Source organism: Nostoc sp. LPT (genome assembly GCF_017115165.1).
Classification (GTDB): Bacteria; Cyanobacteriota; Cyanobacteriia; order Cyanobacteriales; family Nostocaceae; genus Nostoc.
The window spans coordinates 69,917-82,403 of the sequence record NZ_JABXKF010000179.1; the positions used below are offsets into that span (position 1 = coordinate 69,917).

Here is a 12,487-nt window from a genome sequence, read left to right on the forward strand (position 1 = left end):
GCAATGGTTTGGCAGCTAGAGTTTATATTTTATGGTATAAATAATCAACTTGGAAAACACAGGTCATTTATTTGTAAAGGATCAAGCAATTAGATAAACTAGCAAACCTTTTACAGCATAGTAAAATTTTCACCCCTACACCTTGTTTTTACTCTCTTAGCCCAAGTTGGGGAAACGTAATAGATTAGCTGAGATATTGCCAAATAATTTACATTATAATATAAATCGATTTTTGCTAAAGCTAAAGTTCCGAACATAAGTGGTACTAACTTAATATTAAAACCTGATCAAGACTTGGTGGAGGAAGTAAACCATTGTCTGCAAGAGAAAAAAAATCGAAATAAGCACGGACATAAATAAATCTTTAACTCATCCCCCGGCTTGAAGCCGGGGGATTTCAAGTCATTAGTCATTAGTTATTAGTCATTAGTAATTATATTTAATTTCCCGTGTTCAGTAATACTAATGACTAAGACGACAAGGCGACAATTGCCCCCATCCCTAGAAAGAATGGGCTTCTTTGTCGTCTTTCGGTGACTCACTAAATTATTTATAGATAAGAGAGGACAATTAACTAAATTTTAACTTGAAAATGAAGTTTTTAATATCTCCAGAGTTAACATTGGATAACTCCCTTTGAAACTTCAATATTTTGGGAATTTAGCAGTTTTATATTTGAGCTAATCTTCCCAAAATCTCACTTATAAATAATTTAAGTTTCCTAAATCCAAGTCACTGCCAACAAGTAGGAAGCTAGAATAAATCCAATACCAAGAATTCCGCTACTTAAGAGCAAAACTAATTGAGTTGAAACATACACTTTATAAATCATGAGATTAATCCTATCGTTTATCAAGTTCATTAGTAGCGTTTCCAAAATAATGAGACCCACCAATAAATGACCCATATCATTACTTATCAAAACTTAGACTACTATATCTAAAACATGAATTAGAGCTAGTTAGCATGAGCGCAAATGAGGATTATTGGCAATTGCTAAAATGCCAAGTACAGCAACGAAATCATCAATAACTATGGGTTTAGCAAAGCATAGACTAAACCCAGCTAAGAGAGCATGTTGATACATATCTTCAGTTACAGTGCCTGTCAGAGCGATCGCTGGCACTACTTTGCCTCGCTCTCCCGTAAGTGTTCTCACTTGGTGAATCAGAGCATAACCATCTTCCTTTGGCGAGGAAATACCATTCAAGAGGACATCAGGTTGCCATTCCACAAATATTTCCAGAGCTTGCTCTTTTAAAAATGCCGCTTGCACGTTCACACCATAGGATTGCAACATCGGCGTCAGCGAATTGCAGAAATTTACATCATTATCTACAAGGAGTACTCGTAGTCCTTGTAGAAATGAAGGATTAGTAGTCAATCTACTATTTAGATACATCACAGTTACAAAATTGAGATTTTATTGAGCTTTGGAATGTCCTTAAGCAGTGCATCTATTGTGCTTGCTTGAAGTTCAGTAAACGTGTCATTACCAGGTACAAAAACGCTGAATGAGTATTACCTTTGAAAGTATCTACTCCCTTAGCAGCTTTGATTGCAGCAACTAGTATACTAAAAGTACTAGTTTTCATTGCAACATCGCCAATATTAACCATTTATTTTATATACTAAGCAGAAATTTTATTAACAATGTTGACTATAACATCCTGTTGTTAAACTTGATGTTTGAATAAATGTTTGAATAGCGTATAATTTGTATAAGATGTATAAATTATAGTAATAAATTTTATGACATAAAAACATTTCAATTATGACAATGATCAGTAACTACTGCTATCAACATTGAGTAGACCGAAAAGTTCTGTGAGCGCCAAAAAATAGTAGTTTATGATACCGTTTGTTGGGAAACGTACAAAAGCTGGTTGCTAAAGATGAATGATTTACTGAGTTTATAAAACTAGAGCCAAAGATCAAATAAAATCAGTCAGATGCAGATGGCACGAAACTACAAGCTGGTGCGAGATTGGTACTAATCCATCGGCAGAATTTATTGACCAAGAAGAATTCATCCAGCCTTCTGTGGTGGATATTGATAGATTAGTGTAACAAGTGCGATCAATTTGAATTCTCTAGGGAAAATTACGGGTCAAGAAAAATAGGTTTGCCGTCTTGCTGAAGAGATACTGTTAGAGCAGCAAGAATTTCTACTAACTCAGTGCCTACCCAGCCAGATGAAACCTTTGAGGGAGTATTGTTGAGAATAGAGACAACAAAGCAGGAGCAAACCCGCTGCAATGGTTCGCCTGTTTCTAATTCCAGCACTATCTGCCTTTGATTCACAGGAATAAATTGATTGCCCTGCTGTTCAAACTCCCCATTCAGAAGGGTTAGAGGTGATGATAGTGACATTTCATCAAAAATCAAGCTGCCAAGGCTGCCCACAATCCCCAGCCGTCGCTGTTTATCAGGATTCAGCCAGCACAAGTGAATATAAGCTTGAAAGCCATCTGGGTATGTCAGTGTTAGCCATACTAAGTCAGCTAGTCCTTGGGATGAGGGGGATGAGGAAGATGAGGAAGATGAGGAAGATGAGGGGGAATAAATAGTAATTGGCTCCCTCATCTCCCCCTGCTCTCCTGCTCCCTGTAGCCACACTGTACCCGTTGCTTGTACTTTCACAGGAATTTGATCTAGCCAAGCGTTAAATATCGCAATATCGTGAATGGCTAAGTCCCATAGCGCATCAACATCTTGCCGGACAGGGCCTAAATGGGTGCGGGTGGCGTAGCCATAGCGTAAATCACCTAATTTACCTGCTTGTACTACAATTTTTCCTCGCTCAACTGCTGGGTGAAATAAATAAGTATGGTCAACCATCAGTATTAAATGATGCTGCTCTGCTAAATTACAAAGTTCCCGACATTCTGCTGGATTGAGAGTTAGAGGTTTTTCTGCCAAAACATGATATCCCTGTTGGAGAGCGTCTTTAATGAAAGCATAGTGGGTGGTAGCAGGAGTTGCGATCGCCACTCCTGTTAATCCTGGCACTGTTTTTAAATATTGCCACTGGGTTGTTAATAGTACATTTTCATCTAAGTTAAACTGCTGCTTTATCGCCGCTAATCGTTCTGGATGGGGGTCTACTACAGCAACTACATTTACTTGGGGATGTGCTAAGAAATTCCGCAGCAGATGCACTCCCCAACGCCCAACTCCGATGACAGCAATATTAATTTTATTTGTCATTTGTCATTTGTCATTTGTCATTTGTCATTTGTCATTTGTCATTTGTATACAAAGGACGAGGGACAAATGACCACTGACAATCAACTGATTATCGACTAATTGCCCTTCTTTTAAGCTCAGGGTATTTGCGGTTTGGGAATTGCTAAAAAAGCTACCTTAGCTGCTGCTTGTTCTGCGGTTTTGATTGAGCGTCCTTTACCAACTCCTAGCATGTTTCCATGCAGCCACACTTCAGCCATGAAACGTTCTTGATTGCGATGCGGTTGAGTAACTTCCACAACCCGATACTCTGGTAAAACTTTAAATTGCGCCTGAGTCCATTCTTGGAGAGCAGCTTTGTAATTAAGTCTGGCAGGATCGAGGCGAATTTCTGTGGCTAGTTGGTGGAAGTGGGGATCTAACCAAGAGCGAATCAATTCCAGATTTTGAGTACTTAAGTAAAGCGCACCTAAAACCGCTTCAAAGGCATCTGCCAGTCGTGACTCTAGACCAACTTTATCAGCGGTAGCACTGCCAGCAACTAGTAAGTATAGCTCCAAACCATAAACTCTGGCCAATTGGGCGAGGATGCGATCGCTCACCAACACCGAACGAATTGCCGCAAAATCCCCCACCGGACAATCGGGATAATTTTCCCATAACACAACAGCCGACACCAGGCGCACCACTGCATCGCCAACAAACTCCAGCTGTTCATAATTTGCCGAATCAGAGACAGTGGGATGAGTTAGCGCTAAATCCAGCAGTTCCCACTTTATAGGTGCTTCTAGCGACAAACCAAATTTTTGGACTAAACTTTCGAGTTGCCGCTGACGGCGTGGATAAGCAACGGGCATTACGTGATAAGGGGAAGTGGGCAGGGGGGCAGGGGGGCAGGGGAAGGCAACTAGTTATCTATCTTATATCCCTAAAGTTCTTGGACTATTAATCTAGCAACTTTTCGCTACTTCTCTCTATCTAGCTTCTCTTGGATAGCTTGACGACAAAATTCAGGAGGATCGTCCTTAGCTTTTACTTCTTGCTTCATTTCCTTGGTGACACGAAAATTCAATTGTTCAGTTAATTCCTTACTTGGTTGGTTTCCAAAATTTTCAGGTTTACCCTTAGCTTTAGCCATTTATATAGAAACGTAAATATAGCTTGAAGTCGATGTTAACAACGGAATAGACTTTAATATCGGTGGTGTTCGTGTCTTGCAAACTAGTTCACCACCGATTCCCACTTTTACAAGAGGTAACTCTATTTTATGTTTACACGCACAGAATTAGAAGTTAAAAGCTTGAGAGCGTTACGCGATTTATGTTTGATACAGTACGGCATCCAAGCAATAGGAAACCCTGCTGATAAAGCATCCTACATTAACGCACTCCTGACTTTTCCTGTTGTAGCTTGCAAGCAAGTATCAGAAAATAAAGGATTAAAGTCTCCGATATTCTCTCAAGTAGAAGCGCTAGAAGCAACGCTAGAAGCTATGGGAACACCGACACCAGAGCAGTCAGCATTACTCAAGGTAACAATGGAGGGAAGGAAACTAGAGTACCCAGCACGTTACAGTCAAGAGAAACTGTTTGGACTCTATCGGGTTAAATGGCATCTGGATACAGCATTAGAGATCCTGGGAATGCTTTAGATGATCAATTAGCGATGTCTACGACGAGCTTCGCTTACGCACAAAATCCGTACAAAAATAATGGAGTACAAACCGTCAAAGGTTTATACTCCATTGCAGGGGAGAGAGCAGGACATAAGCCGGGTTCTGTTCTCTTGCGAGGGCAGTTATCTATCTGGGACGCCTGTTACCAAACGCCTCAAGCGGCTCTCATTGAGCGGAACTGGTAAAAGACCAACCGTAGTTCCTATCGCCTTGCTCCCAACCGGGGTTTACCGAGCCAGCACCTCTCGATACTGCTGGTGCGCTCTTACCGCACCTTTGCACCCTTACCAAAACAGTTGTGAGTGCTGAGTGCTGAGTGCTAAGTTTTCTTTACTCAGCACTCAGCACTCATTGCTCAACACTGGTTTTGGCGGTATCTTTCTGTGGCACTATCCTCACGATTACTCGCACTGGACGTTATCCAGCAAGTTTGGTCTTTCGGGAGTCCGGACTTTCCTCAAATCAGTAACTATGACTGATCTGCAACCGCCTGCACCTACTCTCTCCTTAGATCCAGTGTACCCGGTTGACAGAAGGGGTTGACAGGTTATTACTTTTTTTTATTCCAAGGTAGAGCGTAAGTCCAAGGTAGTTTCCTGACTGTGAAAGGACAATTGATAATACTAATGGGAGGAAAATCGCCACCTGGGGCTAGACCTAAACGCACTTCAGATATCCTAAGCACTAATTGCAGGGAAAAATCCAACTCTTTTTTTCTACTAATAAAGTCGTTATACAACTTTTTTTGTCCTTTTTGTAGCCCATTGATATCAATTAGTGGTTTTTTTGCTGAATAGGTTCCAGCTACTTGATCGCGCTCGAAAACATCTTCTGCTGTCACTGTTTCAGAAAGTGTTTTCTTGGGAGCAATCAAGCTAGGACTTTGGGGTACTGCTAAGTCGCGGGTTAAGTCTGGTGATTTCCGAATTACGCGGCGCGATTGCTTACTATGTTCAACTACTAAAGAACTGTTATCCCAGTCAACGTATACGGCAACATTATCCGATTTATTTTCAATACTAATTCCTAAATCTTTCAAATCGTCAATTGGGTATGAGGGTTTGAGTTTAAAGGAAATTCCAATTTTATCGTCGAGATTTTGTTCTTTGAGTTGCTCGTCAACGATTCCTTTTTTAAACTCAAATTTAACTTGGTCATCGATGGATTCAATCATGCGGTTGAAAACATAAGAAACACCGATAATATAAATCGTCAAAACTACTAAATTCTGGTCGCTACTCCTCATAAATCAAAAATCTTAACTCCCGGTGCTAATAAATGTATATTTGACTTGTCGCTAATCTACAATTTGTAAGAATTCAGGAGTCAGAATTCAAGATTCAGAATAGTTAAAAAATCAGAAGGAACATTTGATGAATAAATATACTAATTATTCTAGATTCCTTATAAATTATGACTCCTGACTCCTGGGTGCTGAATCCTTACTACAATTTTTAATTGCGCTTAATTTCTACAGAATTTTGCAGCCAGCCTCGTCGCCAAAAAAAGAATAGCAAACTAAATGCGATCGCTAACATCACTGCCCAGCAAAGTGGATAGCCCCAATACCAATTCAATTCAGGCATATTATATGGCGATTTTTCAGTATTGAAATTCATACCATATATTCCGGCAATAAAAGTCAGTGGAATAAAAATTGTTGAAACTATCGTTAGTACCTTCATGATTTCGTTCATTTTATTACTCACTGCCGAAAGGTACACATCCATTAATCCAGACGCTAGTTCTCGATAAGTTTCTACCATATCCATCACTTGCACTGTATGGTCATAACAATCTCGCAGGTAGATTCGCACCTCTTCACAAATCAAATCGGGATCATCTCGAATTAAGGAATTAATTGCATCTCGCTGAGGCCAGATAGCACGACGTAGTTGCAGTAATTCTCGCCTAATTTGATAAATATTTTGTAGTGTTTGTGGAGTAGGTCTGACTATTACCTCCTCTTCTAACTCTTCAATTCGCTCTCCATAAAGCTCCAGCACTGGAAAAAAGCCATCAATAATTGCATCTAACAGGGCGTAAGCTAAATAATCCGCTCCCTGTTTGCGGATAAGACCTTTATTTTTTTCAATTCGCGATCGCACTCCTTCAAAACAATCATGTTCTGGTTCTTCTTGTACTGTCAGCAAATAATTTTTTCCCAATATCAAACTCACTTGCTCGCTATAAAAACCACATGTTCTTTCCTTTGGTACTACCATCCGGGCAATGAAAAGCAATTGATCTTCATAATCCTCTGTTTTGGGACGCTCTGGTACATTGACTACATCTTCTAAAACTAGAGGGTGTAACTTAAAAACCTTACCCAATCGTTGTAATATGTCTTGACTACCTAAGCCTTGTACGTCTACCCAAGAAATCGATTCCGCCTCCAGATAGGGGACACACTCCTCTGGAGTTTCTATTTGTTTGCGGATGAAATTGGTTTGGTTATAGTCAATCAAAAAAATTACTGGTGGTGGAGCATCTGCATCAATAAAAATGGTTCCAGGTATAGTCCCTGGTTGGTGATGGAACTCGTCTTCATAAAGCTTGGGAACTATTTTAGGAAAGCTACGTAGTTTTCGTGCCATGCAATATTACCTAATAGTAATTTGTCATTGGTCATTGGTCATTTGTCATTAGTAAATAACAAAGGACATAAGGATAACTTACACGTTGTTTTACAAATATTAATATAAAGACGGTAATTTCTAAATTAGGCAATTATTTAGGTTGCTAATTTGATCGTCAGCCAGATTTAATCTGACGAATTACGAATTGGTATAACATATTGCCTGTAAATGAGCAATGCTACAAAAAACAGTTTGCCTTGGCAAGACAAACTGTTTAAAAAATATTTATCTGGGTCAGCAGAAGTTAGAACATGCCCATGCCGCCCATGCCGCCCATGCCGCCCATGCCGCCCATGCCACCCATGCCACCCATGCCGCCCATGTCAGGGGCAGGAGCAGCAGATTTCTTCTCTGGCTTTTCAACAACGATCGCTTCGGTGGTTAAGACCAAACCAGCAATGGAACCAGCGTTTTGCAAAGCTGAACGCACGACCTTGGCAGGGTCAATAATACCAGCAGCAATCAAGTCTTCAAATTCGCCAGTAGCGGCGTTGTAGCCAATGTTGAAGTCGCTATCCCGGACTTTCGAGACGATTACAGAACCTTCAGCACCAGCGTTGTCTGCTATTTGGCGCAAGGGGGCTTCTAGCGCTCGTTCAACAATATCAGCCCCAATTCTTTCTTCGTCATTTTGTAAGGTATTTTTGATTGCTTCTACCGCCTTAGCTAAGTGAATTAAGGTTGTTCCACCACCAGGAACAATACCTTCTTCCACAGCAGCTTTAGTAGCATTCAGCGCGTCTTCAATCCGCAATTTACGGTCTTTGAGTTCGGTTTCGGTTGCCGCACCCACTTTAATCACTGCCACGCCGCCAGCAAGCTTGGCGATGCGTTCTTGGAGTTTTTCTTTATCGTAGTCAGAATCAGTTTCTTCCAACTGTCTGCGAATTTGACCAATCCGCTTTTGTACTTCTGGCTTGGTGACACTGCCAGCGACAATTGTGGTGGTTTCTTTGTCAATGGTGATTTTGCGGGCAGTTCCCAGCGCTTCTAGAGCAGCGGTATCCAAGCTTAAGCCGATTTCTTCAGAAATCAACTGTCCATCGGTGAGAATAGCAATATCTTCTAACAAAGCTTTGCGGCGATCGCCAAACCCAGGCGCTTTAATCCCAGCCACCGCTAGTACACCCCGCGCTTTGTTCACCACCAAAGTTGCCAAAGCATCACCTTCGACATCCTCAGCAATAATTAGCAAAGGCTGACCAGAACGGGCAACTTTTTCTAAAATCGGCACTAAATCTTGGATGCTGCTGATTTTTTTGTCAGTAACCAAGATTCGGGCGTTTTCAAATTCGACGATTTGCCGTTCGTTGTTGGTGACAAAGTAGGGAGAAATATAACCCCTGTCAATCTGCATCCCCTCAACTACTTCTAGTTCGGTGGTTAGGGATTTGGATTCTTCAACGGTAATTACACCATCTTTGGTGACTTTTTCCATTGCTTGAGCTAACATTTGGCCAACTTCTTCATCGTTACCAGCAGAGACAGTGGCAACTTGAGCGATCGCACTTCCTTCTATGGGCTTGGCTACCCTGGCAATTTCCAGTACCAATGCCTCAATAGTTTTGTCGATCCCGCGTCTCAAGCTAACAGGGTTACTACCCGCCGCGACGTTCTTCAAACCTTCTCGAATCAAGGCTTGTGCTAATACTGTGGCGGTGGTTGTACCATCCCCAGCGACATCTTTAGTTTTTGAGGCCACTTCCTGGATGAGTCTTGCACCAGTATTTTCCAAAGGATCTTCTAATTCAATTTCCTTGGCAACAGTGATACCATCGTTGACAATTTGAGGTGCGCCAAATTTTTTCTCTAAAAGGACATTACGACCTTTGGGCCCCAAGGTGATTTTTACGGCATCCGCAAGGGCGTTAACACCCCTTTCTAGAGATCGCCGCGATTCCTCGTCAAATGCAATAATTTTCGCCATGTTTTATTTCTCCAGCGCTTCCATTAGACAATTTAGCACTCACAGCGCCAGAGTGCTAATCTCTCAAGCGGCTCAAGTTACAAATGGAAATAAAAAAAATTGATTAATATACAGGTGATGCTCATATTAGATACTGGCAGTAATGCTTGAATTGGGAGATGAATCTAGACAACTCCCTTAAGTCCCTTGGTATTGCCGACCCTAGCGGCACCGGCTGGTTGGCAGTAGTATTTACGTTCCTCTTGGCTTGGCTTGTAACTTGGCGTTTAATTCCGACAGTACGCAAATTCGCCCTGCGGGTAGGTTGGGCTGACCAACCCAACGCCCGGCGACTCAACCGAGAACCTTTACCCAATGCTGGGGGGCTGGCTATCTACGCGGGTGTGATTGCCGCGCTGGTATTAGCTAGCCTTTTACGGCCGATCGAACTCCAAAACGTATTGGCTCAGGTACTCACTATTCTGTTGGGGGGTTCGATATTAGTCCTTGTGGGCTTTATTGACGATCAGTTTGGCTTACCGCCCTCTGTGCGATTGTGGGCACAAATTGTCACGGCACTGTTACTGGTAGCTAATGGCATCAGCGTCAAAGTCCTGTTTGGCACTCCCATCGATTCGCTTCTGTCCATGTTACTAACAGTACTATGGGTAGTAGGGATTACCAACGCCATCAACTTGATGGATGGTATGGATGGTTTGGCAGGAGGAATTAGCTTTATTACCGCCATGAGTTTGTTGGGCGTTGCAGCTCAATTTAACAATCGTGCAGCGGCAATCTTGGTATTGGCAGCATTGGGAGGTGCTGCACTGGGATTTTTGCGCCATAATTTCCATCCATCACGAATTATTATGGGTGATGCCGGAGCATACTTTTTTGGCTATGTCCTAGCAGCAACTAGTATTTTAGGCAAACTGCAACAAAACACAGTTTATGCACTAATTCCCACGGTTTTATTTCTATTATTGCCGGTACTAGACACTACTCAAGTATTTGTGCGGCGGCTACTAGCAGGAAATAACCCTCTAAGTACTCCTGGCAAAGACCATCTGCACCACCGCTTACTTGCTTGGGGACTCTCCCAGCGCAATGCTGCGTTTACCCTTTGGTCAATTACCTTAGTTTTCAACTTGCTAGCGATGAGAATACAAGGTATGAGTTTGGCTGTGATGCTGATAACCGCCAGTAGTATTATCCTGCTTTTGGGCTTTACAGTCTGGCAAAGGATACGCCAACAGCCTTAGTTACTTGTAGGGTAGGCATTGTAATGCTGGCCCTACTATGGTTTATTCAGTCCATCAAAAATTCAAGCTTGAGTTAAATTATCTTGCAACCAAGCAACTAAATCTCCTTCTGTGGAAAAATCCAACAGTGCCTCGGCTAGATTTTCAAGCTGTTCAATAGATAACTGAGTGATGCGGTCTTGCAATTGCTGACTCAAATTGCCAATGCGTCGTCGCAGCAGACGCATAACTACTTCTAGGGTCTGTTCTTGCCTAACTTGATCACGGACTTCCTCATAAATTCTGGTAGTTTTGATATCAAAATTATCAAGTCCAAACATTCTGATCAACTCCTGACAACTAGTACGTGGCAGTTTTCATTGTCTGAAATTTCCTGTTGCGTTACTACTACTCAAGTCAACCTAGATTGCTTGGTAGGCATTTAGCTAAACAGTTGCCCAATTCTATTAGCTTTAGAGCATTAAGATTAGCCTACAGGATAAATTCGCGTATATTTGCAAAAATTCGTTGATAATAAGAGGTTTACAAGCTGTGAAGTTAGTTTAGAAGTTGAAAACTCGATTTTGAAGTTGAAAACTTGATTTAGAAGTGCAAAACTCGATTTTGAAGTTGAAAACTCGATTTACAAGAGTGAACTACCTGAAATAAAATCGGTGCGTTACGCCGAAAGCGTAACACACCCTACGAAAATTGCTGTAGACGCGATGAATCGCGTCTCTACTTACGCCATTACCATGCCGCCATCGACGTTAAAAACTTGTCCGGTGATGTAGGCTGCGGCGGGGTCGGCGGCGAGGAAGCGCACCATCCCAGCGATTTCTTCAGGCTGACCGAAGCGACCGAGTGGGATGTATTTGAGAATATCTTCGGGGTTGTTGAGATTGCTGGTCATGTCGGTGGTGATAAATCCAGGGGCGACGGCGTTAACGGTGATCCCGCGAGTAGCAAGTTCTTTGGCAACGCTTTTGGTGAAGCCGATTACACCTGCTTTAGCAGCGCTGTAGTTGGACTGACCTGGGTTGCCGATTTGCCCAGCAACAGAGGTAATGTTGATAATCCGTCCCGATCGCTGTTTGAGCATGATTTTACTGACTGCGCGTGTACATAAGAAAACACCGGTTAGATTCAGGTCTATGACAGCTTGCCAATCTTCTGGCTTCAAACGCAAAAGCAGGGTATCGCGGGTAATACCTGCGTTATTGACCAAAATATCCACGCGACTGAACTTTTCGATGACGGCGTTAACTAGTGCCTCTACTCGATCGCTTTTAGAAACGTCAGCTTGGATAGCAATCGCCTCACCTCCCGCATCTGTAATTTCTGTAACAACTGCTTCAGCTGCGGCACTTGAACTGGCATAATTGACAACTGCGATCGCTCCTTGTGAGGCTAATTCAATTGCGATCGCTCGGCCAATTCCTCTTGATGCACCTGTGACAATTGCGACTTTATCTTGTAATAGCGTCATTTAATATTCCTCAATCTTAGAAATACCGCGCTAATTATCTTATGATGATTTCGGGAACATCTGAATATTGTCTAAATAATATCTAACTCTTGCGGGATGACAATCTTGCTCTCATGCTACAAATTTAGATAGCTAATAGATCAAGTTATACGTCGTATTTAGCTAGATATAGCTATCTGAATCAAACGCGCAGAAACAAGACCCCCGACTTCATAAAAGTTATCGGGAATCTGCGGGTTGCAATTTTCACAAATTAAATAGGATTACTACATAACTCAATTAACACGAATTAACGTTTTCCTATAATTAAATATTTATAGTTATTTCTCTGTGAATGGATCGATAACT

12 protein-coding genes and 1 other RNA gene are annotated in these 12,487 nt (G+C 41.9%); 2 read left to right on the forward strand and 11 right to left on the reverse strand.

Features of this window, described 5'->3' with window-relative positions; translation table 11 throughout:
- Nucleotides 1–961 precede the first annotated feature (961 nt).
- From HWQ58_RS35535 to HWQ58_RS35555, 5 genes are all read right to left on the reverse strand, one after another.
- Nucleotides 962–1,402 (reverse strand): response regulator, encoded by a 441-nt coding sequence (locus HWQ58_RS35535; RefSeq protein WP_292873236.1) that lies wholly within the window; start codon nt 1,400–1,402, stop codon nt 962–964.
- A 55-nt stretch (nt 1,403–1,457) separates the two neighbouring features.
- Entirely contained in the window at nt 1,458–1,619 is a 162-nt protein-coding gene (locus HWQ58_RS35540; RefSeq protein WP_292873150.1) for a hypothetical protein, read from the reverse strand.
- A gap of 484 nt (nt 1,620–2,103) precedes the next feature.
- The gene (locus tag HWQ58_RS35545) at nt 2,104–3,210 is read right to left on the reverse strand and encodes a Gfo/Idh/MocA family oxidoreductase (RefSeq protein WP_292873152.1); all 1,107 of its coding nucleotides are present in this window, start codon (nt 3,208–3,210) and stop codon (nt 2,104–2,106) included.
- Between the two features lie 116 nt (nt 3,211–3,326).
- Complete coding sequence (rnc, locus tag HWQ58_RS35550) at nt 3,327–4,046, reverse strand: ribonuclease III (protein ID WP_292873154.1); 720 nt, start codon at nt 4,044–4,046, stop codon at nt 3,327–3,329.
- A 107-nt stretch (nt 4,047–4,153) separates the two neighbouring features.
- Nucleotides 4,154–4,327 (reverse strand): hypothetical protein, encoded by a 174-nt coding sequence (locus tag HWQ58_RS35555; RefSeq protein ID WP_289798473.1) that lies wholly within the window; start codon nt 4,325–4,327, stop codon nt 4,154–4,156.
- Nucleotides 4,328–4,456: 129 nt separating this feature from the next.
- Between HWQ58_RS35555 and HWQ58_RS35560 the strand changes: the two genes are divergently transcribed.
- Nucleotides 4,457–4,840, forward strand: coding sequence for a hypothetical protein (locus HWQ58_RS35560; protein ID WP_292873156.1), 384 nt, complete (start codon nt 4,457–4,459; stop codon nt 4,838–4,840).
- Between the two features lie 99 nt (nt 4,841–4,939).
- On the opposite strand, the gene rnpB is transcribed toward HWQ58_RS35560, so the two are convergent.
- The 4 genes from rnpB to groL form a co-directional block, all read right to left on the reverse strand.
- Nucleotides 4,940–5,368: RNase P RNA component class A (rnpB, locus tag HWQ58_RS35565), an RNA gene on the reverse strand.
- Between the two features lie 46 nt (nt 5,369–5,414).
- Nucleotides 5,415–6,110: a hypothetical protein gene (locus tag HWQ58_RS35570; protein ID WP_292873158.1), complete on the reverse strand. Its 696-nt coding sequence runs from the start codon at nt 6,108–6,110 to the stop codon at nt 5,415–5,417.
- A gap of 208 nt (nt 6,111–6,318) precedes the next feature.
- Nucleotides 6,319–7,461, reverse strand: coding sequence for a magnesium/cobalt transporter CorA (corA, locus tag HWQ58_RS35575; protein ID WP_292873160.1), 1,143 nt, complete (start codon nt 7,459–7,461; stop codon nt 6,319–6,321).
- 286 nt (nt 7,462–7,747) lie between these two features.
- The gene (gene groL, locus HWQ58_RS35580; RefSeq protein WP_292873162.1) at nt 7,748–9,430 is read right to left on the reverse strand and encodes a chaperonin GroEL; all 1,683 of its coding nucleotides are present in this window, start codon (nt 9,428–9,430) and stop codon (nt 7,748–7,750) included.
- 158 nt (nt 9,431–9,588) lie between these two features.
- Between groL and HWQ58_RS35585 the strand changes: the two genes are divergently transcribed.
- Entirely contained in the window at nt 9,589–10,671 is a 1,083-nt protein-coding gene (locus HWQ58_RS35585) for an MraY family glycosyltransferase (protein ID WP_292873164.1), read from the forward strand.
- A 62-nt stretch (nt 10,672–10,733) separates the two neighbouring features.
- Here HWQ58_RS35585 and HWQ58_RS35590 read toward each other — a convergent pair whose 3' ends face one another.
- Together HWQ58_RS35590 and fabG are read right to left on the reverse strand one after the other, a co-directional pair.
- Nucleotides 10,734–10,991, reverse strand: a complete 258-nt coding sequence (locus HWQ58_RS35590; protein WP_292873166.1) for a DUF4351 domain-containing protein — start codon at nt 10,989–10,991, stop codon at nt 10,734–10,736.
- Between the two features lie 401 nt (nt 10,992–11,392).
- Nucleotides 11,393–12,139 (reverse strand): 3-oxoacyl-[acyl-carrier-protein] reductase, encoded by a 747-nt coding sequence (fabG, locus tag HWQ58_RS35595; RefSeq protein WP_292873168.1) that lies wholly within the window; start codon nt 12,137–12,139, stop codon nt 11,393–11,395.
- Nucleotides 12,140–12,487 lie beyond the last annotated feature (348 nt).

What these genes read in the sequence shown, in the direction of transcription:
- HWQ58_RS35555 (WP_289798473.1), bottom strand. Translation starts at nt 4,327, where the DNA reads ATGGCTAAAGCTAAGGGTAAACCTGAAAATTTTGGAAACCAACCAAGT.
- HWQ58_RS35585 (WP_292873164.1), top strand. Translation starts at nt 9,589, where the DNA reads ATGAATCTAGACAACTCCCTTAAGTCCCTTGGTATTGCCGACCCTAGC.
- rnc (WP_292873154.1), bottom strand. Translation starts at nt 4,046, where the DNA reads ATGCCCGTTGCTTATCCACGCCGTCAGCGGCAACTCGAAAGTTTAGTC.
- fabG (WP_292873168.1), bottom strand. Translation starts at nt 12,139, where the DNA reads ATGACGCTATTACAAGATAAAGTCGCAATTGTCACAGGTGCATCAAGA.
- HWQ58_RS35545 (WP_292873152.1), bottom strand. Translation starts at nt 3,210, where the DNA reads ATGACAAATAAAATTAATATTGCTGTCATCGGAGTTGGGCGTTGGGGA.
- HWQ58_RS35540 (WP_292873150.1), bottom strand. Translation starts at nt 1,619, where the DNA reads ATGGTTAATATTGGCGATGTTGCAATGAAAACTAGTACTTTTAGTATA.
- HWQ58_RS35535 (WP_292873236.1), bottom strand. Translation starts at nt 1,402, where the DNA reads ATGTATCTAAATAGTAGATTGACTACTAATCCTTCATTTCTACAAGGA.
- HWQ58_RS35560 (WP_292873156.1), top strand. Translation starts at nt 4,457, where the DNA reads ATGTTTACACGCACAGAATTAGAAGTTAAAAGCTTGAGAGCGTTACGC.
- corA (WP_292873160.1), bottom strand. Translation starts at nt 7,461, where the DNA reads ATGGCACGAAAACTACGTAGCTTTCCTAAAATAGTTCCCAAGCTTTAT.
- groL (WP_292873162.1), bottom strand. Translation starts at nt 9,430, where the DNA reads ATGGCGAAAATTATTGCATTTGACGAGGAATCGCGGCGATCTCTAGAA.
- HWQ58_RS35570 (WP_292873158.1), bottom strand. Translation starts at nt 6,110, where the DNA reads ATGAGGAGTAGCGACCAGAATTTAGTAGTTTTGACGATTTATATTATC.
- HWQ58_RS35590 (WP_292873166.1), bottom strand. Translation starts at nt 10,991, where the DNA reads ATGTTTGGACTTGATAATTTTGATATCAAAACTACCAGAATTTATGAG.